The sequence below is a fragment of the Peteryoungia wuzhouensis genome (assembly GCF_003205195.1).
Lineage (GTDB): Bacteria > Pseudomonadota > Alphaproteobacteria > Rhizobiales > Rhizobiaceae > Allorhizobium > Allorhizobium wuzhouense.
On record NZ_QJRY01000007.1, the window covers coordinates 233,773 to 257,648 of the forward strand.

General features: G+C 61.8%; 24 protein-coding genes and 2 tRNA genes. 12 read left to right on the forward strand and 14 right to left on the reverse strand.

Going from position 1 to position 23,876, the window contains the following annotated elements:
* Positions 1-17 precede the first annotated feature (17 nt).
* Both argS and DMY87_RS18825 read right to left on the reverse strand, forming a co-directional pair.
* On the reverse strand, positions 18-1,778 hold the full coding sequence (gene argS, locus DMY87_RS18820) for an arginine--tRNA ligase (RefSeq protein ID WP_110793285.1): 1,761 nt from the start codon (positions 1,776-1,778) through the stop codon (positions 18-20).
* Between the two features lie 59 nt (positions 1,779-1,837).
* Positions 1,838-3,055, reverse strand: a complete 1,218-nt coding sequence (locus DMY87_RS18825) for a deoxyguanosinetriphosphate triphosphohydrolase (RefSeq protein WP_110793182.1) — start codon at positions 3,053-3,055, stop codon at positions 1,838-1,840.
* Positions 3,056-3,251: 196 nt separating this feature from the next.
* Between DMY87_RS18825 and erpA the strand changes: the two genes are divergently transcribed.
* Positions 3,252-3,584 carry an iron-sulfur cluster insertion protein ErpA gene (gene erpA / locus DMY87_RS18830; RefSeq protein ID WP_110793183.1) on the forward strand — a complete coding sequence of 111 codons (333 nt, stop codon included), beginning with the start codon at positions 3,252-3,254 and terminating at the stop codon, positions 3,582-3,584.
* Between the two features lie 6 nt (positions 3,585-3,590).
* Positions 3,591-4,376 (forward strand): exodeoxyribonuclease III, encoded by a 786-nt coding sequence (gene xth, locus DMY87_RS18835; protein WP_110793286.1) that lies wholly within the window; start codon positions 3,591-3,593, stop codon positions 4,374-4,376.
* Positions 4,377-4,584: 208 nt separating this feature from the next.
* Here the strand turns inward: xth and exoR are convergent, their stop codons facing one another.
* The 10 genes from exoR to DMY87_RS18885 all read right to left on the reverse strand — a co-directional run bounded on the left by exoR (position 4,585) and on the right by DMY87_RS18885 (position 14,089).
* Entirely contained in the window at positions 4,585-5,412 is an 828-nt protein-coding gene (gene exoR, locus DMY87_RS18840; protein WP_425353513.1) for an exopolysaccharide production regulator ExoR, read from the reverse strand.
* Positions 5,412-5,693 carry a hypothetical protein gene (locus tag DMY87_RS18845; protein ID WP_133253041.1) on the reverse strand — a complete coding sequence of 94 codons (282 nt, stop codon included), beginning with the start codon at positions 5,691-5,693 and terminating at the stop codon, positions 5,412-5,414. The genes exoR and DMY87_RS18845 overlap by 1 nt, the downstream gene beginning before the upstream one ends.
* 244 nt (positions 5,694-5,937) lie before the next feature.
* Entirely contained in the window at positions 5,938-7,164 is a 1,227-nt protein-coding gene (locus DMY87_RS18850) for an OmpP1/FadL family transporter (RefSeq protein ID WP_110793186.1), read from the reverse strand.
* Positions 7,165-7,599: 435 nt separating this feature from the next.
* Positions 7,600-10,527, reverse strand: a complete 2,928-nt coding sequence (locus tag DMY87_RS18855; RefSeq protein ID WP_110793187.1) for a valine--tRNA ligase — start codon at positions 10,525-10,527, stop codon at positions 7,600-7,602.
* A 114-nt stretch (positions 10,528-10,641) separates the two neighbouring features.
* Positions 10,642-11,655, reverse strand: a complete 1,014-nt coding sequence (locus DMY87_RS18860) for a DUF2497 domain-containing protein (RefSeq protein WP_110793188.1) — start codon at positions 11,653-11,655, stop codon at positions 10,642-10,644.
* Positions 11,656-11,846: 191 nt separating this feature from the next.
* Positions 11,847-12,518, reverse strand: a complete 672-nt coding sequence (locus tag DMY87_RS18865) for a protein-L-isoaspartate O-methyltransferase family protein (RefSeq protein WP_110793287.1) — start codon at positions 12,516-12,518, stop codon at positions 11,847-11,849.
* A 136-nt stretch (positions 12,519-12,654) separates the two neighbouring features.
* The gene (locus DMY87_RS18870) at positions 12,655-12,981 is read right to left on the reverse strand and encodes a hypothetical protein (protein ID WP_110793189.1); all 327 of its coding nucleotides are present in this window, start codon (positions 12,979-12,981) and stop codon (positions 12,655-12,657) included.
* Positions 12,982-13,214: 233 nt separating this feature from the next.
* Positions 13,215-13,288, reverse strand: a tRNA-Cys gene (locus tag DMY87_RS18875).
* A 135-nt stretch (positions 13,289-13,423) separates the two neighbouring features.
* On the reverse strand, positions 13,424-13,663 hold the full coding sequence (locus DMY87_RS18880) for a hypothetical protein (protein WP_110793190.1): 240 nt from the start codon (positions 13,661-13,663) through the stop codon (positions 13,424-13,426).
* 141 nt (positions 13,664-13,804) lie between these two features.
* Positions 13,805-14,089: a hypothetical protein gene (locus DMY87_RS18885; RefSeq protein ID WP_183041867.1), complete on the reverse strand. Its 285-nt coding sequence runs from the start codon at positions 14,087-14,089 to the stop codon at positions 13,805-13,807.
* A 164-nt stretch (positions 14,090-14,253) separates the two neighbouring features.
* Between DMY87_RS18885 and DMY87_RS18890 the strand changes: the two genes are divergently transcribed.
* The 8 genes from DMY87_RS18890 to sseA all read left to right on the forward strand — a co-directional run bounded on the left by DMY87_RS18890 (position 14,254) and on the right by sseA (position 20,601).
* Positions 14,254-14,328 (forward strand) — tRNA-Asn (locus tag DMY87_RS18890).
* A 186-nt stretch (positions 14,329-14,514) separates the two neighbouring features.
* Complete coding sequence (locus DMY87_RS18895; RefSeq protein ID WP_110793191.1) at positions 14,515-14,742, forward strand: hypothetical protein; 228 nt, start codon at positions 14,515-14,517, stop codon at positions 14,740-14,742.
* Positions 14,743-14,890: 148 nt separating this feature from the next.
* Positions 14,891-16,351: a cryptochrome/photolyase family protein gene (locus tag DMY87_RS18900; RefSeq protein ID WP_110793192.1), complete on the forward strand. Its 1,461-nt coding sequence runs from the start codon at positions 14,891-14,893 to the stop codon at positions 16,349-16,351.
* A 102-nt stretch (positions 16,352-16,453) separates the two neighbouring features.
* Entirely contained in the window at positions 16,454-16,708 is a 255-nt protein-coding gene (locus DMY87_RS18905; RefSeq protein WP_110793193.1) for a type II toxin-antitoxin system Phd/YefM family antitoxin, read from the forward strand.
* Positions 16,701-17,147: a type II toxin-antitoxin system VapC family toxin gene (locus DMY87_RS18910; protein WP_245408972.1), complete on the forward strand. Its 447-nt coding sequence runs from the start codon at positions 16,701-16,703 to the stop codon at positions 17,145-17,147. Before DMY87_RS18905 ends, DMY87_RS18910 begins: the two co-directional genes overlap by 8 nt.
* A 210-nt stretch (positions 17,148-17,357) precedes the next feature.
* Complete coding sequence (locus tag DMY87_RS18915; protein WP_110793195.1) at positions 17,358-18,395, forward strand: cysteine synthase A; 1,038 nt, start codon at positions 17,358-17,360, stop codon at positions 18,393-18,395.
* Positions 18,396-18,415: 20 nt separating this feature from the next.
* Positions 18,416-19,153: an alanyl-tRNA editing protein gene (locus DMY87_RS18920; RefSeq protein WP_110793196.1), complete on the forward strand. Its 738-nt coding sequence runs from the start codon at positions 18,416-18,418 to the stop codon at positions 19,151-19,153.
* 20 nt (positions 19,154-19,173) lie between these two features.
* On the forward strand, positions 19,174-20,601 hold the full coding sequence (gene sseA, locus DMY87_RS24595; protein WP_110793197.1) for a 3-mercaptopyruvate sulfurtransferase: 1,428 nt from the start codon (positions 19,174-19,176) through the stop codon (positions 20,599-20,601).
* A 9-nt stretch (positions 20,602-20,610) separates the two neighbouring features.
* Here sseA and DMY87_RS18930 read toward each other — a convergent pair whose 3' ends face one another.
* Positions 20,611-21,510, reverse strand: coding sequence for a DUF4344 domain-containing metallopeptidase (locus DMY87_RS18930; protein ID WP_110793198.1), 900 nt, complete (start codon positions 21,508-21,510; stop codon positions 20,611-20,613).
* A 222-nt stretch (positions 21,511-21,732) separates the two neighbouring features.
* Here DMY87_RS18930 and DMY87_RS18935 point away from each other — a divergent pair, with 222 nt between their 5' ends.
* On the forward strand, positions 21,733-22,290 hold the full coding sequence (locus DMY87_RS18935) for an OmpA family protein (RefSeq protein ID WP_110793199.1): 558 nt from the start codon (positions 21,733-21,735) through the stop codon (positions 22,288-22,290).
* A 152-nt stretch (positions 22,291-22,442) separates the two neighbouring features.
* Positions 22,443-22,934 (forward strand): DUF1203 domain-containing protein, encoded by a 492-nt coding sequence (locus DMY87_RS18940; RefSeq protein WP_110793200.1) that lies wholly within the window; start codon positions 22,443-22,445, stop codon positions 22,932-22,934.
* Positions 22,935-22,954: 20 nt separating this feature from the next.
* Here DMY87_RS18940 and gcvA read toward each other — a convergent pair whose 3' ends face one another.
* Positions 22,955-23,851, reverse strand: coding sequence for a transcriptional regulator GcvA (gene gcvA / locus DMY87_RS18945; RefSeq protein ID WP_110793201.1), 897 nt, complete (start codon positions 23,849-23,851; stop codon positions 22,955-22,957).
* Positions 23,852-23,876: the final 25 nt, after the last annotated feature.

Below are 23,876 nucleotides of genomic sequence, written 5' to 3' on the forward strand. Positions count from 1 at the left end.
GGGAATTGGTGACACTGCTATCGCATCTCAACCGGTGCTTCGGTGCCCGTAATGGCCAGTCCCGATTTCAACACGGAGGCGACAGCATGCACCAGCCCAAGCCTGGCGATGGTTAATTCTCTATGTTTATCGTTAACAAAGCGTAATTCGGGCGAATCCTTGCCCTTATTCCAGTGCGTATGCAGCGAGCTTGCCAGATCATGCAGGTAAAATGCAAGTCGATGCGGCTCTTGCGACAATGCTGCCGCCTCGATCAGGCGCGGATATTCGGCCAGTTTCGCCACCAGAGCCAGTTCCGTCGGATCTTCGATCTGCCCCATTACGGCACCGGCGAGGTCGAGTGTCTCGATCTCGAGATCGGGGAAGGCTTCCTTCGCCTGGCGCAGAATCGACATGCAACGGGCATGAGCATACTGCACGTAGAAGACCGGATTGTCCTTCGACTGCTCCGTCACCTTGGCGAAGTCGAAGTCGAGCGGTTCGGAATTCTTCCGGTAGAGCATCATGAAACGCACCGAATCGCGGCCGACTTCCTCGACCACTTCGCGCAATGTCACGAAATCGCCCGAGCGCTTCGACATCTTTACCGGCTCGCCGTCGCGGTAGAGCTTAACCAGCTGGCAGAGCAGCACGGTCAGCTTCGACTTGCCTTCGGACACAGCCCGGTTCACGGCCTCAAGCCGCTTCACATAGCCGCCATGGTCGGCGCCGAGCACATAGATCATCTCGGAGAAGCCGCGATCGAACTTGTCCTTGAAATAGGCCACGTCTGCGGCGAAATAGGTGTAGGAGCCATCCGACTTCATCAGCGGCCGGTCGATGTCGTCACCCACTTCGGTCGAGCGGAACAGCGTCTGCTCGCGATCTTCCCAGTCTTCCGGCAGCTGGCCCTTCGGCGGCGGCAGCGTGCCGCGATAAACGTGGCCCTTGAAGGTGAGGTCATTGATCGCGGTGCGGATCTTCGCGGCATTGCTGGCATGCAGCGTGCGCTCCGAGAAGAAGACGTCGTGATGGACGTTGAGCGTCGCTAGATCGTCGCGGATCATCGCCATCATTGCTGCGATCGCCTTCTCCTTGACGATCGCAAGCATCTCGTCTTCCGGCATGGTCAGGAGCTTGGTGCCGTATTCGGCGGCGAGTTCCTTGCCGACCGGAACGAGGTAGTCGCCCGGATAGAGGCCGGCCGGGATCTCGCCAATATCCTCACCCAGCGCTTCGCGATAGCGCAGGAAGGCTGAGCGCGCGAGAACGTCGATCTGCGCGCCGGCATCGTTGATGTAATATTCCTTGGTGACCTCGTATCCGGCAAAGCCCAGCAGGTTTGCCAGCGTGTCTCCAACCACGGCGCCACGGCAATGGCCGACATGCATCGGTCCCGTCGGGTTCGCCGAAACATATTCGACATTGACCTTGTGGCCCTTGCCAACTGGCGAGCGGCCGAAATCGGTGCCTTCCCGGATGATGGTGGCGAGCAGGCGCTGCCAATAGGCAACCGACAGGCGGATGTTGATGAAGCCGGGGCCGGCCACGCCCACGTCTGCAATGTCAGGGTCCTGCTTCAGCTTCTCGCCGATCAGATCGGCCAGCGCGCGCGGGTTCATGCCCATGCCTTTGGCCAGCACCATGGCGGCATTGGTCGCGGCGTCGCCATGGCTCGGATCGCGCGGCGGCTCGACCACGATGCGGCTGAAGTCGAGGCTGTCGCGCTTCTCGCGGACGACCTCGATCTCGTCGAGCGCTGCTTTGATCCGGGTTTCGAAATCGGCGAAGAGGTTCATGGCATATCCCTGCATGCAGGCGGATTTCCGGCTGCATTCCTTCAGAATTTGTCGGCTGACTATCGTAATTCAGGAGTCCGGTCAAACAGCTCGCGATGCACGCGCACCGCGTAGGTGTCCGTCATGCCCGCAAGGTAGTCGGCAACATGGCGTGCCTTCTGGCCGTCGTTCAGGCCCGAAATATGGTTCACCCAGAAGTGACTCTTCATCAGCTTCGGATCGGCCATATAGGCGGTGAAGAGATCGGTGACGATCTCGGCCGCTGCCGCGCGGATCCGCATGATGTCGGGGTGCCGGTAGATCCGGCTGAACAGCAGTTTCTTGATTGCCTTGTCGGTTTCGGCCATCTGGTCGGAAAAGGTGGCAATCGTCATCGAGGCCGCGCGCACATCCTCGACACTTTGCGGCTCGACCGCCCTCAGTCGATCCTGAGCCACGCCGATCACATCCTCGACCATGCGGGTGATCTGCCGGCGCATGATCTCGTGGGTGAACCTGTCAGGGTCGAGATGCGGATAGCGATCGCGGACCTCTTTCATCAGACCGGCGAGGAAAGGCACGTCTTCCAGCATCTCGAAATTGAGATAACCGGAGCGCAGGCCATCGTCGATGTCATGCGTGTTGTAGGCGATGTCGTCGGCAATGGCCGCGACCTGGGCCTCAAGTCCGGCAAAGCTCGACAACTCCAGATCGTGGATCTCGCAATAGTCGAGGATCGGCTGCGGAACCGGACCGCGCGTGCCCTGCCCGTCCTTGGTCAGCAGCGGACCATTGTGCTTGACCAGGCCTTCCAGCGTCTCCCAGGTGAGGTTCAGCCCGTCGAAATCCGCATACCGGCGCTCCAGCTTGGTGACGATGCGCAGCGACTGGGCATTGTGATCGAAGCCGCCATAGGGTTTCAGCACCTCGTGCAGCGCATCTTCGCCCGTGTGACCGAAAGGCGTGTGGCCGAAGTCGTGGACGAGCGCCACACCTTCCGCGAGATCCTCGTCGAGCTTCAGGGCACGCGCCAGCGCACGGGCGATCTGGGCCACCTCGATCGTGTGGGTGAGCCGGGTGCGGTAGTGATCGCCATCCGGGCCGATGAAGACCTGGGTCTTATGCTTCAGACGGCGAAAGGCAGTCGTATGGACGATCCGGTCGCGGTCGCGCTGAAACTCGGAGCGCGTGAGGCTGCCGCCCTCTTCGAAGAGCCGGCCACGGCTTTTCCACGGATCGGTGGCGTATACCGCCCGCTGCCCGGTGCCGAATCCCAGTGCTGCTTGATCGATCGTCATGCCTGTGCCGCCTGCTCCCCATTGACGCAACTCTTGTGCCTTCATACCTATAGCGGACAAAGCCGCAAGGCGATGCGGGTTGCGAACCGATTTCGGGCCGCCGCGCCGGATCAAAAATCGCGCTTTTGCGTGACAATGCGGTGATTTGCGAAGAAAAGACCGTTTTCACCGGGCCTTGAACCCGGCAGGAGGCCGAATGAGCACCGAGACCGTCACCCTTTCCGAAGCCGCAGCGAAGCGAATCGCTGCGATCGTCGCGGCCGATGCCGACAAGCAGGCGCTGCGCGTCTCCGTCGAAGGCGGCGGCTGTTCCGGCTTTTCCTACAAGTTCGACCTCGACCAGCAGCCGGCAAATGACGATATCGTCATCACCCGCGATGGCGCCACCGTGCTGATCGATCCCGTTTCGCTGATCTATATGGCCGGATCGGAAATCGACTTCGTCGACAACCTGCTTGGCCAGTCGTTCCAGATCAAGAACCCCAATGCGGTGGCGAGCTGCGGCTGCGGCACCAGCTTCTCCGTGTGAGTGATGATGAAAATAGCCACCTGGAACATCAACGGCGTCAAGGCGCGCATCGAGAACCTGTGCCAGTGGCTTAAGGACAGTCAACCCGACATCGTCTGCCTGCAGGAAATCAAGTCGGTCGACGAGGGGTTTCCGCGGCTCGAGATCGAAGCGCTCGGCTATCACGTCGAGACGCATGGCCAGAAGGGTTTTAACGGCGTCGCGATCCTCTCCAAACTGAAGCCGGATGAAGTGAACCGCGGCCTGCCGGGCGACGACACCGACGAACAGGCCCGGTTCATCGAAGGCGTCTTTTCCGTCGATGGTGGCGTCGTGCGCGTCTGCTCGCTCTATCTGCCCAATGGCAACCCGTCCGACGATCCGGTCAAATACCCTTACAAGCTTGCCTGGATGGCGCGTCTCGAAGCCTTTGCGCGCGACCGCATGGCGCTCGAGGAGCCATTGATCCTGGCCGGCGACTACAATGTCATCCCCGAACCGCATGACGCAAAAGACCCGAGCCAGTGGGTGACCGATGCGCTGTTCCTGCCCCAGACGCGCGCCGCCTTCCGGCGCCTGGAAAACCTCGGCTTCGTCGATGCCGTTCGCGCCACCACGGACGAGGCGCCTCTCTTTTCCTTCTGGGATTATCAGGCCGGCGCCTGGCAGAAGAATAACGGCATCCGCATCGATCACCTGATGCTGTCGCCGGAAGCGTCAGACCGGCTGCGTTCGGCCGAGATCGAAAAACATGTGCGGGCCTGGGAAAAGCCGTCGGATCATGTGCCTGTCGCCGGCTATTTCAACTTCTAGATCATTTCCGTATTTCATGGAAACACGGAAATGATCTAACCCTTTGTTATTACGCAATTCCGAACGCGAAACCGGTTTCCACTTTCGCTGGAATTGCTCTAGACACCCGCCTGACGATATGCCGAAAACGCAAAAAGGACGCCCAGCCGGCGTCCTTTTTTGTTTTCTATGCCCCTTCGCGGAGCCTGGTTTCCACCAGAGACGGACGTCAGTCGCCCTGTTCGTAGACCTTCGGTGCGAGCACCACGGCGACGCGCCGGTCTTCCTCCGACGCCAGAGAGAAAGCGTGCTCCTGCAGATCCTGCATCCAGGGACAATCCTTGGGATTGCAGCGATCCAGCGCCGCCGTCAGGAAAGCAAGACCGCGAACCGTCTGCCCCTCTTCGAAGAGCACATTGCCGAAGACGGACATGGCGCCGGCATGGCCGCTCTTGCGGGCAAGGTTCAGCCACTTCTTGGCCTGCTGGACGTTGACGCTGCCGCCCTCGCCCGCCAGGATCATGCGGGCCAGCTGGAACTGCGCCTCCGGCACCCCGAAGGTCGAGGCCACCTGGAAATAGATCTGGCGCGCCTGGGCGAGATCGGCCTTGACCGGCGTCTCGGGAATACCCTGGCGATAGTAGCGGGCCAAAGACAGAAGCGCATTGACGAAGAAGCCGGTGTCTTCCGAACCGGGTTCGATCCCCTGGTTGGCGATTTCGGCATAGATCTTGAACGCTTCGAAGTCGTTCTCGACGACCCCGTCACCGGCGGCATACATATTGGCGAGCGCCCAGCGCGAACCGGTATGGCCCTTCTCGGCCGCGTAGCGATAGGCTTCGACGGCCTCCTGCTTCTGGCCCTTCTTGTAGGCGTTGAAGCCGAACTTGAAGAGATCGAACGGGCCGGACTCCTTGTTGACGCCGGCGTTCATGTCGAAGGCCTGTGCCGACGGGCTCAGAGACAGCAGAAATGCGGTCGCCGTCAGAAGTAGAGCCGAAGACTTCCAGTCCCTTATCCGCATGGTTGCGTCGTTCTTCCAAGACATGACTGACATCACGACACCCGCCCCGCCGCCATGGCCAGACCAAATGCGTCCGATGTGAAGATACCGCGAGATGGATGAACGGAGGGTTCATAACCAATCTCGATATCATGGCGATCGATGCGCCACCGTTGCTTATCATCTAACATGACGAAGAGAGTAGAACCGATTTCCGGCAAGACTGGGACGCTCGATATTTCGTGCATCCGTTCGTTGTCCGGAACCACCGACCGCTCCCCGAAAGCGACCGAAACCATTTGTATTCGAACCCTATTTTCGCCCCTGAGGCTCATTCTCAACTCACACACCACCCGAAGGCCACCCGCCGGAAACAGCGCCCCGCCGTCTCTGGGGATCACCGGTGCTCTTCGTTTGTGGCGGGAAATGGACAAATTGGGCGCAACCCGATCCTGCCATCAAGGATAGAGTCAATGTTGCAGAATCAACACATTCCGGAAAGCTGAAAAACACGTGAGGCCTGGCCGAAACGAAAGAAGCCCGGACAAGCCGGGCTTCGATCAACGGTTTAAACGAAGATCAGAAGGAGATCTTGTAGGACGCGCTGACGGCATAGGCCCAGTCGCCACCCACTGTGGCGTTGAAGTCTGCGCCTTGAGCCGTGGACTGCGAACCTTCGGTCAGGTAGGTCGCGGCCGCACCGAGACGAACCACACCGGGGCCAGCCTTGATCTGCGTGCCGGCACCGATCGTCCAGGTGTCGGTCATGATGTCGGCACCCGTGCCAACGCCACGATCCCAGGTCAGGCTGATCGCACCGGAAATCTTATCCGTAAAGTTGTGGCCAACGCCGCCGGAAATGGTCCAGCCATCCTGCCAGAAGAAGTCCTTGGTCTGCGGACCAAGGCCGGTAATCCGGTAATTCAACGTCTGCAGGACGCTCCAGTCGGTCCACTTGACCGAGCCGAAGGCGAGCCAGTCAGGCGCAATACCGCTTTGCAGGCTCAACTCGATCGACTGGGGCAGCGTGCCGTTGCCGGTCGAGGACAGCTGAGTGCCCAGCGGGATCGGCCCGCCGAAGGCGCCCGGAAGACTTGCGAGCGGCGCAGCAGACGTGAAGACGCCTTCCGCATCATGCTCCACTTTCGAGCGGTACATGAGTTCGGCCCGCAGCGCATATTCCTTGATCTCATAGGCGGCGCCGAAACGGTAACCCATCTCGCCGTCGTCGCGCAGGTTCAGCGTGCCATAGTCCTTGACCTCAGTGTAATCGAAGGACTGCGTGAACAGTCCGCCGAGAACCGAGAACCGACCCTGGCCAGCATCCACGCTCACGGCGCAAGTGCCGCCGAGTTCAGTGGTCTTGAATTGCGATGAGAGAACTGCGTTACCGCCGATAAACAGCGGGATCTTGCCGGCGCCGACCGGCGCAAGAATGGCCTCGGCTCTATCGGCGTTGCGGTCCGCCGCACGAGCATCGGCGCCATATTCGGACTTGGCACCGAAAGGTTCGGTATAGGTCAGGGCGCACGAAAAGTTATCCGATACGCGGAACTTGGCCGAGAAGCTCGGAATGCTGTAGTTCTGGGTGAAATCGTCGTCACTGGTGCTCGCACCGTTGATCGAGTCGTAACCGCGCTGCGGCATGACATAGACATAGCCGGCGCGCGCCGCGATATCGCCATCCTCATAGAGAATGTCCGTATCTGCCTCACCGCGCGAGAAGCCACCGGCCTGCGCTCCTCCCACAAAGGCGCAAGCGGCAATCAGTCCGAGGGCGGTCGTCTTTTTCAGGTTGTTCGCCATGTCTCTCCCCAATTCAGGCAAAACTGTGATTTGCCATACTAGACATGTGCGACAGAATGACAATCGGGTTGCATTTGTCAGCGCGGTCCGCCAGTGCCGAAATTTTTACGTAATTTATTTGACGAACACGTCAAACGGCGGCCCGCTTGGATGATTATTGCGCCAAATGCCGATTTTTTGGCCAGTCAGAGAATGATGTTTCGCCTGTGACACTGCCTGTTGCGTGACAGCCACAGCGCATAGCTTCATCTGACGAAGATCAAAGACGGCGAAAAATCGACGCCACCCACCAAAAATCAAGGGGATATATCTGGTTATCGTGCGGACTCGAATATTCCGGCGACGGCCTGCCTCCCTGCTCGGCCGAAAGCAGCACGGAAAAGGGCCAGGCGTTGCCGCCCGGCCCTTGGAAATCCATTCCTTTTGAGGGGGATATCAGATCGCCTCGATAACGCGCTTCAGAGCCGTTTCCAGGCTGGCCTTCTGAACTTCCAGTTCCTGGTAGCGCTCGCGTTCGGCGGCCACCACCTCCGGATTGGCATTGGCGACGAATTTCTCGTTGCCCAGTTTGCCTGCGATGCGGGCCATTTCCTGGTCGACCTTGCCGATCGCCTTTTCAATGCGGGCTTTTTCTGCGTTGAGATCGATCAGCGCACCGAGCGGCAGGCAGGCGGTGGCCTCACCCACCACGATCTGGGCTGCGCCCTTGGGCGCCTCCTCGGCGATTGCAATCGTCTCGACGCGGGCAAGCCGCTTGATCGAGGCTTCATGGCGCGACAACCGTTCCTGGGTCACGCCGTTGGCACCGACCACCACCAGCGGAGCGACCGCGCCCGGGGGCACGTTCATTTCGGAACGGGCAGAACGGATGCCGGTGACGAGGTCGATCAGCCAGTTGATGTCGGCGGCCGAGTTTTCATCCGAAAACTCCGGCGTCGGCCAGTCGGCATGGCAGAGCAGGGTGTCACGCGACGCGCCCTCGCCGGCTGTGTGGGCCCAGAGTTCTTCGGTCATGAACGGCATGAAGGGATGGAGCATCTTGTAGATCTGCTCCAGGACATAGGCCGCACAGCCCTGCGCTTCCTTCTTCGCCAGTTCGTCCTCACCCATGAAGACGGGCTTCAGCAACTCGAGATACCAGTCGCAGAACTGGTTCCAGACAAAGCGGTAAAGGCTGCTGGCCGCATCGTTGAAGCGGTAGCTTTCGATCGCCTCGGTGACTTCGCGCTCGGTGCGCGCCAGTTCGGTGAGGATCCAGCGGTTGATGGCGAGCGAGGTCGTTTCCGGCAGGAAGGCCGGATCGGCCTTGACGCCGTTCATCTCGGCAAAGCGCGTGGCGTTCCACAGCTTGGTGCCGAAGTTGCGGTAGCCGGCGATGCGGGCCGGGTCGAGCTTCACGTCACGGCCTTGCGCTGCCATGATCGCCAGCGTGAAACGCAGGGCGTCGGCACCGTATTCGTCGATCAGTTCCAGCGGGTCGATGACATTGCCCTTCGACTTCGACATCTTCTGGCCGTTCTTGTCGCGAACCAGCGCATGCACATAGACCGTGTGGAAGGGCTCGACCGGCGTGCCGTCCTCGTCCTTCATGAAGTGCAGGCCCATCATCATGCGGGCGACCCAGAAGAAGATGATGTCGAAGCCGGTGACGAGAACGTCGGTCTGGTAGTATTTCGCCAGCTCAGGCGTGTTGTCCGGCCAGCCGAGCGTCGAGAAGGGCCAGAGCGCCGATGAGAACCACGTGTCGAGCACGTCCTCGTCGCGGGTCAGGATCTCGCCCGGCGCGAAGTTTTCGAGCTTCTCCTCGACCCAGGCCTTCCACGGGCCTTCATGGGCGATGTAGTGCTGGATCGCCGAATGCAGCGCCTCTTCCTCGGTCTTTTCGACGAAGACCTGCCCATCCGGACCATACCAAGCCGGGATCTGGTGCCCCCACCAGAGCTGGCGGGAGATGCACCAGGGCTCGATGTTCTCCATCCACTCGAAGTAGGTCTTTTCCCAGTTCTTCGGAACGAAATTGGTGCGGCCTTCGCGAACCGAAGCAATCGCCGGCTCGGCCAGCGTCTTTGCGTCAGCAAACCACTGGTCGGTCAGCATCGGCTCGATGACGACGCCGGAGCGATCGCCGAAGGGCTGCATGATCTTCTTGTTTTCGACGAAGGGAATGTCATTGCCTTCGGCGTCCTTCACCGTGACGGCAAGACCTTCCGCATTGATCGCATCGATGATGCGCTTGCGGGCTTCGTAGCGGTCGAGACCGCGATAGTCGTCGGGCACGAGATTGATGTCGTCGACTTCTGCCTCGTTCGGCAGATGGCCGGTCTTGGCGATGTCGAGTGCCCGCGCCGCGTAGACTGCGTAGTCCTCGCCGTCGTCGCGCATCTTCGCCTGGGTATCCATCAGGCGGTAGAGCGGGATCTTGTTGCGGCGGGCGACCTGGTAGTCGTTGAAATCATGCGCGCCGGTGATCTTGACGGCACCCGAACCGAATTTCGGATCCGGATACTCGTCGGTGATGATCGGAATCAGCCGGCGATGCTCCTTCGGCCCGACCGGGATCTCGCAGAGCTTGCCGACGATCGGCGCATAGCGTTCGTCCGAGGGGTGGACGGCAACGGCGCCGTCACCCAGCATCGTCTCAGGACGCGTGGTGGCGATCGAGATGTAGTTGCGCTCTTCCTGGAAGGTGACGTTGCCGTCCTCGTCCTTCTCGACATAGGTGTAGGTCGCACCACCGGCGAGCGGATATTTGAAGTGCCACATATGGCCTTCAACTTCCTTGTTCTCGACCTCGAGATCGGAAATCGCCGTCTCGAACTTCGGATCCCAGTTGACCAGACGCTTGCCGCGATAGATCAGGCCTTCCTTGTAGAGCGTGACGAAGACTTCGAGCACGGCCTGAGAGAGCCCCTCGTCCATGGTGAAGCGTTCGCGCGACCAGTCGCAGGAGGCGCCGAGGCGCTTCAACTGGTTGAAGATCAGGCCGCCCGATTCTTCCTTCCACTCCCAGACACGTTCGATGAAGGCCTCGCGGCCCATGTCGCGGCGCGAGAGGTTCTGGCCGTTTTCGGCGAGCTTGCGCTCGACGACCATCTGCGTCGCGATACCGGCATGGTCCATGCCCGGCTGCCACAGCACGTCCTTGCCGCGCATGCGCTCGAAGCGGACCATGATGTCCTGCAGCGTGTTGTTCAGCGCGTGGCCCATGTGCAACGAGCCGGTCACGTTCGGCGGCGGGATCACGATGGTGAAGGTGTCCTCGCCCGGCTTCGCATTGGCGCCGGCGCGAAACGCATCCGCGTCTTCCCAGGCTTTGGCGATCTTCGGTTCGACGGCGGCTGAATCATAGGTCTTTTCGAGCATTTTCCGACCGGTTTCTTCGAGTTCTGGATGTGGGTTGGTAAATAGGACTGGCAAAACCAAGTCAATAAAAAAGGCCGCTCTTGCGAGCGGCCCATGATCCCCAGGGGAATTCAATCAGCGCCGCGGACCGCGGGCGACACGTTCGATCTCCTCGCGCACGAGGCGTTCGACGAGCGTCGGCAGGTTGTCGTCCAGCCAGTCCTTGAGCATCGGACGCAGCATTTCCTCGGCCATTTCGTCGAGCGAACGACGCTCCTGGCCGTCGATGGCAGCGGCGAGATCCGAGAAGGAACGGGAGACCTGTTCGACGGTTGCTGCGGAAACCAGGGCGGTCAAATCGGTACCGGCGCTCGACTGGGCCGCGTCTTCGGCCACAGGTTCCGGCCGCGGTTCGGCGGCCAGATGCATGGCGATAGCATCGAAGGACGGCGCGCGCGGTTCTTCACGCTGCATCTCCAACTGCATTTCGGGCATGTCCCGACGTTCCGGCTCGATCACCGGTGCCTGGCTGATCGTCTGAGTGGCGTCCGGCATCATGGCAGGGGCCGGGCGCGCGGGCACGGGCTCGGCGGCAACAGCGACTTCGGGTGCCTGCGGAGGTCTGACGGCCACCGGGGCCTGCTTGATCTCGACCGAAATCGACGGCCGGAGCTGCGGGGCGCGCAGTTCGGCAAGCCGCGCGGTCATCAGCGGGCTTTCACCGCGCGACGGCTGCATGTCACGGGCGGCGGCCATCGGCTGTTCGACAGCGGGCGCGGCGGCTACCGGCGCGGCGACAGCGGCTGACGGCTGAACCGGACGCTCGGTGCGCTCGGAGGCGGAACGGACACGGGCAGCGAGATCGGCCAGCGAAACGCTGCGGGATGCTTCCGGCTGGACCTGAGCCTCGACGCGCTGCGGTGCCGGCGCGGCCGGTCCGGGATCGTTTGCGGGGGTGAAATCCACGCTTTCATAGCTGAAATCGACTTCGGCCTGGCGCAGAGCCGGCGCATGAGCGCCCCCGTCCATCTCGTCGCTGTCACTCGCGAAGGTTTCGCCCGAAACCGGGTCATTGCTTTCGATGATCCGGCGGATCGATGCCAGGATCTCTTCCATGGACGGTTCACGCGCTACGCTTGGCTGAGCCATACTAATCCCCGTTGTCCTCAAGATCATCGGCGACAACCTTGCCGCCAACCGATTCGCGGTCACCCTAGGATACGCGCCTCAGGAAAAAAATCACGCAGGCTCCCGCAATTGGCGTGATGCACAGCTTTGTTCGCCCAGAACGCAAAAGGCCCGCACGCAGCGGGCCTTCGGCAGTTTCATGGGGACATCCGTCAGAAGACGAATTCGGCCGCCTTGCGGAAGCCCGGCAGCGGCTTGACCGCAGCATTGAAATATTCGGTGTAGGACACCGTGCCGCCGGCCTTCACGTAAAGACGGGCACGCGCCGCATTGCCATAACCCACGACGGCGACGAGACGGCCGCCTTCGCGCAGCTGGCCGAGCAGCGCATCCGACAGATGCTCCACCGCGCCATTGACGAAGATCACGTCATAGGGCGCCTCGGCCGGATAGCCGGCTTCGAGGTTGCCAGCGACGACGGCGACATTGTCGTAGCCGAGCGAGGAGAGCTTTTCGGTCGCGCGCAGCACCAGCGCCTCGTCCGATTCGACCGCCACGACGGAGCCTGCGACCAGCGACAGAAGAGCTGCCGCATAACCGGCGCCACAGCCGATTTCGAGCACGAGGTCGTCCTTGGTGATGGCCGCCAGCTGCAGAAGCTTGGCAAGCGGCGACGGCTCCATGATGTAGCGCGCCGGATTGCCGTTGGCAGCCGGGGCAACCTGCATGTCCTCGTCGATATAGGCGAGCGGCTTCAGTTCCGCCGGAACGAAGGCTTCACGGGGCACCGAAAGGAAGGCCGTCAGCACCGAATGGGACGTGACGTCCGTGGTCCTGATCTGGTTGTCCACCATCTTGGTGCGTGCTGCTGCGTAATCCATCATGTCCTGTCGCCCCATCTCGGCCGGTCGGGTTTTCCCCCGTGTCTTTAATTGCAGGGCGAGCGCCTTTCAAGTCACGGGCAGGCTTCGGGAACAGATTATCATTGCACGCCCTCAGACCCGCCCGCCAAAAAGGGCGTCACTCTGCGATCGTGTAGCTGCCGGTCTCGCAGAAATCGACCTTGTCGCGCAGGTCGTAGTAGCTGTCGCCCTCGAAGACCACCCGGATCCTGTAGACGCAGGCATCGGTGCCGTCGTCGATGGTCAACTGCCGCGACTTTCCGCCATAGAGCCCCTTCTTGCGCAGAAGCTCGACACTCTTGCCGCCATCGACCGGCGAGACATGAACCTGCACGACCATGTTGGACGTCTTGTTTTCAAGCGTAAAGGACAGCGTCTCGGCTGAGGCGGCGAGCGGGGCGGCAAAGACCGCCGAGGCTGCGAAAAGAGAGAGGATGGTGCGCATGCAAGGAACTCCCGAGTTGATCGATGTCCGAACACCTGCGCCAGCAGAAACCTCTGGACAATCCGTGACATCGGCCAGTTTCGGGCGCATCCGAGCCTGAGCGGAGATCGGCACAGAATTGGCCGGTCTCCGGTCGGAAATGCGCGGCAGGAAGGAGTATTGCGGGAGAAAAAAGCAGCGCGTCAGCGCTTTCACAACGCTTGCCCGACACGATATGACGTCTGGAGAGAAGTTGGAGGCCTCGCCCGGAATCGAACCGGGGTGCAAGGATTTGCAGTCCTCTGCGTAACCACTCCGCCACGAGGCCGTCCGGTAGAAAAGAGCGTGTGGTGGCGCGGATTTAGACGCGATCTAAAAAAACCGCAAGAGGCATTTTCGGGAATCGGCTGTTTTTCGACACACGCTTGCGCGGCCCTCCAAAAAGCGGCGCCACTCTCCCCGCTCACCCCCGCCGATTGAGCAGACGCATGGCAGACAGCGTGTCTGCGGCTTCCGCGAGCTTGGTTGGATCGGTGATGCCTGCGAGATAGAGCTTGATCACCGCCTTGCCGACGCTTTCCCGATGGATATCGCGGTCACGTCCACTGCTGAGCGCGCCGATTCCGCGCATCGCGTCTTCCATGATGCTGAAGTCTTGTGGCGTGAGTATCATCGGGATCCCCGCCGTCTGGAGGTTGATCATTCACCCTCACCCATTTTTTTTCGGAGGAACCGTTCGGGCAGGATCGCCGTTCGGTGTGCCCCGACTGTCTGAGCTTTCTACGCTGCTTTGAAAGCGCGCGCATTTCACTAAGACATGTCCGGGGGCACCGGGGAGCGGCGATCAGCCTTGCACGGGCGGACCCCGGCGTGCCGCCCTTCTGCGGCTCCACCAGACGGCTGCTCGGCGGCGGCGGCGGCGGACGAAAGCGAGGTCATGCGAGAGCACGACGAGGCCGAGCGGCACCATCCAGAAGCCGAGCACCGGCAGGAAACCGAGAATCCCGCCGCCGATCAGCGCAGACCCTGTTGCGATCCGACCCGCCCTGGAACGGGGGATCGGGATCTCGAAACGGCCCAGCACGAGGCGACCACGGGCCTGGTCGATGCGGTAATGTCGTTCTGCCAAGGTCTCAAACTCCAGCAATTGCAGCGATCTTCAGCATCCGCCCCCGCTCGAGCAGATGGGTGGTCCACAAATAAAAACAAGGCGATGACATTTTTTTTGAAAAACCGCTTGGCAAACGGACCGAGCATCAGTATTACCCCGCTCACACCGCGCCAAGCGGCTGTTCCCTGGTAGCTCAGCGGTAGAGCATTCGACTGTTAATCGACAGGTCGCCGGTTCGAATCCGGCCCGGGGAGCCATCTCATTCTTAAAAGGCCTGCGCGGATAATGCTGCGCAGGCCTTTTTGTTTCTCCTTCGATCCAACGGCACTGCATGCTCCGCCATGATCGCAGCGTCGTCCGGTCTGAAACCCCCTATTCATCTTTGGCTGCTATTCGCATTTGCAGAGATTTTGACCGATCAAAGCATGCAGGAGAATAGGCCGATGTGGCTCCAGCTTCATGACGGGGATGGCTTCCCCCTCTTCGTGAACATGGACAATGTGGTGGATTTCCGCTGGTACGAGCGGGAGGGCTATACCTGCCTGCTGACCACCGCGCCCGTCGCCGAAAAGCTGCACCGGCTTTATGTGCGCGAAAACGCCGAGAAGATCATGGCGCTGCTGCGCGCCGAACAGGATCGGCTGCGCACCGGCAGCCGCGGGGCCGCATAACGGGCCAAGCCTGCGTCCCACATCGTCGCGACTGAGAAGCCGCCCGAACGCAGGAGGAGGCAACGGCGGACAAAAGCGCGGACATGCGTGATCTTTCCGCCTGCGGGCTGCGTATGGCTTAGACAAAGCCAACGACAAGAAGATTGCCATGCCCGCTGATGCCGCTCCCTCCCGTCCCAAAACCGTCCTTCTCTGGTTCCGCAAGGATCTGCGGCTTGCCGACAACGCAGCCCTTGCCACGGCCGTCGATGAGGGCGCCGAGGTCATCCCGGTTTATATCCTGGAACCTGAAGACGCCGGCACCGGCCCGCTCGGGGCAGCGCAGGCCTGGTGGCTGCATCATTCGCTGGAGGCCCTTGCCAGCTCTCTGATGCACCATGGCAGTGGGCTCGTCTTGCGCCGGGGGCCGGCATCCGAGGTGCTCAAAGCCCTGATTTCCGGGACGGGCGCCGATGCCGTCTTCTGGAACCGGCGCTACGATCCGCCGGGCATTGCCATCGACAAGGCGATCAAGGCTGATCTGACCGAGCGCGGGCTGGTCGTGCGCAGCTTCGCCGGCCAGATCCTGCATGAACCCACAAAGCTGAAGACAGGGGCCGGCGGCAATTTCCGCGTCTACACCCCGTTCTGGAAGGCACTTGAAGCGTCCGGCGAACCGGCCGAACCGATCCCGGCGCCGGCCCGCATCCCCTCGCCCGCCTCGCCTCCCAAAAGCGACGCGCTCGAAGACTGGGCGCTCTTGCCGACGAAACTCAATTGGGCCAAATCCTTCGAAGGTCCCTGGCAGCCCGGCGAGACGGGCGCACAAAAGCGGCTCGCCGCGTTCGTCCAGTCCGGCCTCAAGGGCTACCGCACCCGCCGCGATTTCCCCGGCGAAGCGCATGTCTCGATGCTATCGCCGCATCTCGCGCTCGGCGAAATCTCGCCAGCGAGCGTCTGGCATGCGACGCGCGGTCTGTCGGAGGACTATTCCAGCGAAGACTATATCCATTTCCGCAAGGAACTCGTCTGGCGCGATTTCTCCTATCACCTGCTCTTCCATTTCCCGGATTTGTCTACCCGCAACTGGAGTGCCAAATTCGACGCCTTCCCCTGGCGCGACGCGCCGGACCTCTTGGAGAAATGGCAAAAGGGCCAGACCGGCTATCCAATCGTCGATGCCGGCATGCGCCAGCTCTGGCAGACCGGATGGATGCACAACCGCGTCCGCATGATTGTCGCCTCCTTCCTGATCAAGGATCTCTTGATCGACTGGCGGGAAGGCGAGCGCTGGTTCCGCGACACGCTTGTCGATGCCGACCCGGCCTCGAATGCCGCCAGCTGGCAATGGGTCGCCGGCTCCGGCGCCGACGCCGCCCCCTTCTTCCGCATCTTCAACCCGACCAGCCAGGGCGAGAAATTCGACCCCGAGGGCGTTTACGTCCGCCGCTTCGTGCCGGAGCTGAAGGACATGCCGGATAAATTCATCCACAAGCCGTCAGAGGCGCCGCTGACAGTGCTGCGGGAAGCAGGCGTGAGCCTCGGCAAGACCTATCCGCTGCCGATCGTCGATCACGGCAAGGCACGGGATGCGGCGATGGCGGCGTTTCAGGGGTTGAAGGGGGAGTGAGGGGCTAGGCTTCCAGCCTTGAAAGTCTGTGGAGATCGTTCGCTTGATCGACACCCTACCCTCCGCTAAAATGACCACATATAGTCATCTCGGGAGGTCCCCATGTCGAGCATGAGTGTTGCCGATGCCAAGGCCGGTTTTGCGAGCCTCGTGGACGAAGCAGCCAATGGCGAGTTCGTAACGATCACCCGCCACGGGAAACCTGCTGCCATGCTGGTCAGTGTCGAGGCCGGAGAGGCGGCGAAACGGGCGATGGCGAAGCCGAGGCCGAACTTCGGCGAGTTCCTGATGTCCTATCCCGGCCCTGCCGATCTCGAACGCAACCCATCTCCCATGCGGGATGCCGAGCTTGAGTAGCGGCTTCCTCATCGACACCAATATCATCTCCCTCTTTTCGCCCGACCGGAAGCCGGCGCCGTCTGAGGCGATGCGGATGTGGTTCCGGGAACAGGGCGATATCCTCTACGTATCAACCATCACCTTGGCCGAGATCGAGAAGGGCGTGCGCCGCCTGCACCGTCTTGGTGGCGTAGACAGGGCGCAGCGCTTGAGTGCCTGGCTCGATTCGATCACCGAAACTTTCGGCGACCACGTCCTCCCTGTTGATCCCATCGTCGCCCGGATCGCCGGCGGCCTCGATGATGTCGCGACAGCAACGGGTGCCCATCCGGGCTTCGCCGATATCCTGATTGCCGCAACCGCCAAGGCCTATGGGCTGACCTTGATCACCGCCAATCTGAGACACTTCATGCCTCTCGGCGTGGCCTGTGATTTTCCGGAAGCCTTCCGAACCTAACTCCCCCGAACGCATTTTCCCTCCCGCCGCCGCCGCGCGAAAAGCCATTCCTTGCCATTCCCGGCATCCGAGCCGAAAAGACCGGTACAATCCCGCGCCAGCCGCTTAACCCGCATAATTTTGTCCAGAAGGGCAAAATTGCGCGGTGCCCCGGTTTTCTTCCCCGCGCATTTGGTTCTAGTGTCCGCGTCAGACGAAAAGGCACATCTCATGGCATTTCATCCTTCCGTTCTCGAAGCGATCGGCAATACACCCTTGATCCGGCTGAAGGGCGCCTCGCAGGCGACCGGCTGCACCATTCTCGGCAAGGCCGAATTCCTCAATCCCGGCCAGTCGGTGAAGGATCGCGCGGCCCTCTTCATCATCCGCGATGCCGAGCGGCGCGGCTTGCTGCGCCCCGGCGGCGTGATCGTCGAGGGCACGGCCGGCAATACCGGAATCGGGCTGACACTGGTTGCCAAGGCGCTCGGTTATCGCACCGTGATCGTCATCCCGGAAACCCAGAGCCAGGAAAAGAAGGACGCGCTGAAGCTGCTCGGCGCCGAACTCGTCGAAGTGCCGGCGGTGCCCTACAAGAACCCCAACAACTACGTGAAGATCTCCGGTCGTCTCGCCGCCCAGCTTGCAAAGACCGAGCCGAACGGGGCGATCTGGGCGAACCAGTTCGACAACACGGTCAATCGCGACGCCCATATCGAGACGACGGCGAAGGAAATCTTCGAGCAGACCGGCGGCGCCATCGATGGCTTCATCTGCGCGGTCGGCTCGGGCGGAACGCTGGCCGGCACCGGCATCGGCCTTCGCAACAGGAAGCCCGGCGTCAAGATCGGCATCGCCGATCCCGAGGGTGCGGCGCTCTACGAATATTACAAGAACGGCGAGCTCAAATCCTCGGGCTCCTCGATCACCGAAGGCATCGGCCAGGGCCGCATCACGGCGAACCTCGAAGGCTTCACCCCCGATTTCGCCTATCAGATCCCGGATTCGGAAGCGCTCGACATCGTCTTTGATCTCGTCGAAAACGAGGGCCTGTGCCTCGGCGGCTCGTCGGGCATCAACATCGCGGGCGCCATCCGCTTGGCCAAGGAACTCGGCCCCGGCCACACCATCGTGACGATCCTCTGCGACTACGGCAATCGCTACCAGTCCAAACTGTTCAACCCCGACTTCCTGCGCTCCAAGAACCTGCCGATCCCGGCCTGGCTCGAAAAGCGCGCCGATTTCGATCTCCCCTTTGAGACCGCCTGACATCCATTGAAAGCAGTACCATGACCACCATCGCCCTCTACCGCGACGATTTCTATCTCTCGACGGCGGAGGCGGTGGTGACATCAGTTCATGAGGACGGCACAGTCGAACTCGACCAGACCTGCTTTTATGCCGCCTCCGGTGGCCAGCCAGGCGATACCGGTTTCCTCGAACGCGAAGACGGCAGCCGCATCCAGCTTTCCGAAACGCGACACGGTGCCAGCAAGGACATCATCCTTCACCGACCGGCCGAGGGCGAGCCCCTGCCCTCACTGGGCGAAAAACTCGTGCTGCATGTCGACTGGCCGCGCCGCTACAAACTCATGCGCATGCACACCGCCTGCCATCTGCTCTCGGTCGTCTGCTCCTATCCGATCACCGGGGCGGCCGTCGGCGAAGAAGAAAGCCGGGTCGATTTCGACATGGCGGACACGATCGACAAGGATCAGGTGACGGCAGACCTGATGAAACTCGTCGGTGAAAACCATCCCGTATACCTTCAGTGGATCACGGATGACGAACTCGCCGGCAACCCCGGCATCGTCAAGTCGAAGAATGTCCGCCCACCCGTCGGCTTAGGCCGCGTTAGCCTTGTCTGCATCGGCGAGAACTCCGCCGTTGACAGCCAGCCCTGCGGGGGCACACATGTTTCCGAGACCCAGGAGGTCGGTGCGATTCATATCGCCAAGATTGAAAAGAAGGGCAAGGAGAACCGCCGGTTCCGCATTCGCTTTGGAGCCCCGGACGCTTCTGCCTGAGGCAATTACGGGAGAAGTGCATGTCCGGTGAAAGAAGCCGTTTCGTCGTTTCGGCGGATTGGGTCGAAAAGAACCTCGGGGCGCCCGGATTTAAAGTCGTCGACGCCTCCTGGTATCTACCCGCACAGGGGCGCAACGGTGCCGTCGAATATGCTTCCGGCCATATTCCGGGTGCCGTCTTTTTCGACCAGGACGTGATTGCCGACACCACGACCGGCCTGCCCCATTCGCTCCCCTCGCCGTCCTTCTTTGCCCAGGCCGTCGGCCAGCTCGGCATTTCCGCGGACGACACGATCGTCGTCTATGACGGTCCGGGCTTCTTCTCCGCCCCCCGCGTCTGGTGGATGTTCCGCGTCATGGGCGCGCGCCGGGTCTATGTGCTCGATGGTGGCCTGGATGGATGGAAGGCCGAGGGCCGCCCGCTTGAGACCGACCTGCCGGAGCCGGCCCCTGTCACCTTCGAGGCCCGCTTCGATCGCTCCAAACTCACCTCCTTTGACCAGATGTCTGAAATTGCCGACAGCGGCGACAAGCAGATTGCCGACGCCCGCCCCGCCGGCCGCTTCACCGGCGAGGAGCCGGAACCGCGCGCCGGTATGCGCTCCGGCCATATGCCGGGCGCGCGCAGCGTGCCGGCCGCCTCGCTGTCCGAAAACGGCCGCCTGAAAGATCTCGCCACCCTGCGCTCGATCTTCACCAATGCCGGCATCGACCTCAACAATCCTGTTGTCACCAGCTGTGGCTCGGGTGTCACCGCCGCCGTGGTGACGCTGGCGCTCGAAAGCCTGGGGCATAGCGACAGTTCGCTTTATGACGGTTCCTGGTCGGAATGGGGCTCAAAGAGCGATACGCCTGTTGTGACGGGTGCAGCCGAGCCGATCGCCGCTTCCATGGCGACAGCCCCGCTCACCGCCCATGTGACGCGACTCGAAATGACCTCGCCGCCGAAATCCAGCCTGCCGGTGCCGGTCAATATCCAGACGGCGATCATGCGCACGCATGAGATCCCGCTCCCCTTCTACCGCTTCCTGCATCGCCAGGTCGGCGCGCGCTGGCACTGGTATGAACGGCTGCGTTTGCCCGACGACCAGCTGAAGTCGATCATCCATCATCAGAAGGTGTCGATTTCCGTCCTCTATGTGAACGGGGCGCCGGCCGGCTTCTACGAGCTCTCGCAGGAAAGCGACGATCTGGTCGAGCTCTCCTATTTCGGCCTGTTCGAACATGCGCTGGGCTTGGGGATCGGCAAGTGGTTCCTGCTGCAATGTCTTTATGCCGCCTGGTCCACCAATCCGAAGAGGGTGACCGTCACCACCAATTCGCTCGACCATCCGCGCGCGCTGCAGCTCTACCAGCAGTTCGGCTTCTCACCGGTCGGAACCTATGAAGCCCTGGTCGATCCGATGACCGACCAGGAACTGCTGGCGCTGATGAAGCGGGACGGCTGAACCGTCCCGTCACTCCTTCAGTTTCAACTTCACCGAATTGGCATTGGCCTCGGCTTCAGGCGAAGCCGACTGGTCATTGGCGGTGGTGGCGTTCTGGTTGGAGAAGTAGTTGACCATCAGGGCGGCGTGATAGGCGGCCATTTCATAGCAATAGGTGATCTCGCGGGTGTCTTCCTGCCAGAAGGCGTTTTCCGTGCCGCAGGTCTTGCCGGTCACCTTGATGCCGTCAGGAATGTCGTAGCCCTCGCCATAGGTCGCCTCGATCGTCTCCAGAACCTGACTCTCCTTCAGGAGATCGGCGAAGGGCTGGAGATCGGCATTGTTGGCCGGCTCATAGGTCACTGTGAATTTGGATTTCTTGGCCTCGTCCTGATGCGCTTCCAACAGCCCGAACCAGCTGTCGCGGATCTTGGCATATTCCTCGACACATTCCTCGCGGCGCTCGGCCGGGAAGTCGAGCGAATCGATGAAGGTCTTGAAATAGGCCGCATCGGCGCCGGCCATCATGCAGACGATGGAATAGGCGCGCTGGCGATCAAGCCCGTGGGTGTCGAGGAAATCGCTGTCGTCCAGCGCATCGCCATTGGCTTCGTCGATCAGGAACCAGCCGTCTGCCGCATCCCGCATGGCTTCCTTCAGTTCCTCGTCCTCGCTTTCGAGCAGCATGACCGACGACAAGGCGTCGACGGCATCCTCCTCGCGGCCGAGAACCGGCAGGCCAAGCTCGGACACCAGCATGTGGCCGGATTCGTGAAAGAGGATGAAGAGCGCATTGTTGACGATGAATTTCTGCCCCTCCGCGATCTGCTCGGCCGTCAGATCGGCGGCGCGCACCCGATCGGCGGGCGTGGAAAAGAAGGCCGCAACGGACGCCAGCCCTATGGCACAACAGGTTTTCAGTGATCTCATCTGGAATGCCCCCGATCCCGATTCGCATGGGATCAACACTGCCCCGAGTCAGGAGGCAGGAGAAATGCTTTTTTCGGGGAAATCAGACCTTCCGGCTTGCGGTTTCGCCACTCTCCAAACCCTGTATCCACCCCCCGAAATATAGAGGTCAGCCGGCCTCCGCCGGATTGCAATTCACGCCTTCTCTGACACACTCGGGCGCAGGGAGACACGGGGGAATCAATGAAAAGACGGGCATTTCTGGCAGGCGTCGGCGTCAGCGCGACCCTTGCCTCGATCAAGGTCGGCCTGGCGCAGGAGGGGCCGAGCGAGGAGATGATCCTGCGCCGGCTCGATGCCGCGCCGTTGCGGCAGATCGCACCGGAGAGCCGCGTTACGCTCAACGAATTCAAGCGCCGGCCGGACCTGCGCCGCGCGGCCCCCTCGATCGATATCCAGGCGATCAACTTTGCCACCGGATCGGCGGAGATCCCGCGTTCGGAGTATCGCAAGGTGCAGCAGATCGCACGCGCCATGGAGCAGATCCTGAGGCGGCGGCGCGGCGTGCGCTTCCTGATCGAAGGCCATACCGATGCGGTGGGCACGGCCATGTCGAACCAGATCCTGTCGGAGCGCCGCGCCGCATCGCTGCGGCTCGTGCTCGCCCGGGAATTCGGCGTTCCACCGCGCCTGCTGGAGACGGTGGGTTACGGCGAGGACTTTCTCCTCGTCCCGACAGAGGCGCCGGACTGGCGCAATCGCCGCGTGACCCTGCGCCGGATCGACGATTTCATCCGCTGAGACGGATGTTTTTCAGCCCGACCACATCCGGGTGACATGGCGCCTGGAGCACGTGATGGCCGATCGTCCTCTCCAAGCGCAGGAATCGGGTGGCCGGCTCTGCCAATCCGGTCGAAGGATGGACATCGTTCCATCCTCACGGAGATCCCACCATGACACCCCAAATTCGCTTCGTTGCCATTGGCGAGCACGAGGCTTCAGCCTACCGCGCCGGTGCCGCCGACGCCTACGGACTTGCCCCCGAACGCCGTGTCTCGCCGGGCGGCTATCCCTGCCGCCATTGCCTCAACGAGATTGGCACGGGCGAGGAGTATCTGACGCTTGCCTATCGTCCCTTTCCGACGTTGCAGCCCTATGCCGAAACGGGACCGATCTTTCTTCATGCCCAAGCCTGCCCGCGCTATGCGGCAGCCGAGATTCTGCCGCCCATGCTATCAGGGCCCGACTACATCGTTCGCGGCTACGGCGCCGACGACCGCATCGTCTATGGTACCGGCGCCGTCACACCCACGGCGGAGATCGCGGGCCGCGCGGCAAGTCTCCTGACAGATCCCGGGATCGCCTATGTGCATGTGCGGTCCGCCCGCAACAATTGCTACCAGTGCCGGATCGAGCGCCGGGACGACGCAGACAACGCCGACTGACGTCCATGTCACATCTTGGATCACACCGGCGGCAGACGCCCGACCTCCCGCAGCAACCAGTCACGGAAGGCAACGACCTCAGGTCGGCGAAGGGCCGGGAAAGGCGAGATCAGATAATAGGCATAGGCCTGCGTAATCGTATGCTCGAAGGGGGCTACAAGCCGTCCGGCAGCAATCTCGCGCTCGACAAAGGCGTAGCGCACGAGTGCGACGCCGAGGCCGGCGAGAGCCGCCTCGATGGCACCGTTGCCGCCACTGAAGACGGCACCGCGCCCCGCATCGAGGCCGGCCGCCCCCATCTCGGACAGCCATTTGCGCCAGTCGTCGGTGTTTTCGTCATGCAGCAGCGGGATCTCGGCCAGATCGGAGACATGCTGGATCGCGCCGGCACGCCGCACGAGCTCGGGGCTCAGGACGGGCAGCAGGCCGTCCTCCATCCACAACACGCTGGAGAGCCCGTCATAACGCCCGCTGCCATGGCGGATGGCGAGATCGATGCCATCGCGCTCCAGGTCGAACAGGCGATTGGAACTGTTGATCTGGATGTCGATATCCGGCATCTCGGCCTGAAACGCCGCCAGCCGCGGCAGGAGCCATTGGGCCGCAACGCTCGCCGTGCAGGTCACCGACAAAGTGGCTGCCCGGCGCTGCACGGTCACCTCCGCCGTCGCCTCCCGGATCAGCGCGAAGGCTGCCTGGATTCTTGCCGCGTAGGCCGTGCCTTCCGGTGTCAGCACAAGGGCGCGCGGCCGGCGCAGAAAGAGCGGCAGGCCCAGAGCGGTTTCGAGTTCGCGAATCTGCAGGCTGATCGCGCCTGGGGTCACATGCAGCTCACCGGCCGCGCGGGTCATGCTCAGGTGGCGCGCGGTCGCCTCGAAGGCCCTGAGCGCATTGAGCGGCGGCAAAACCACCTTCATGATTTAGTTTTCCTCAATCGTTCTC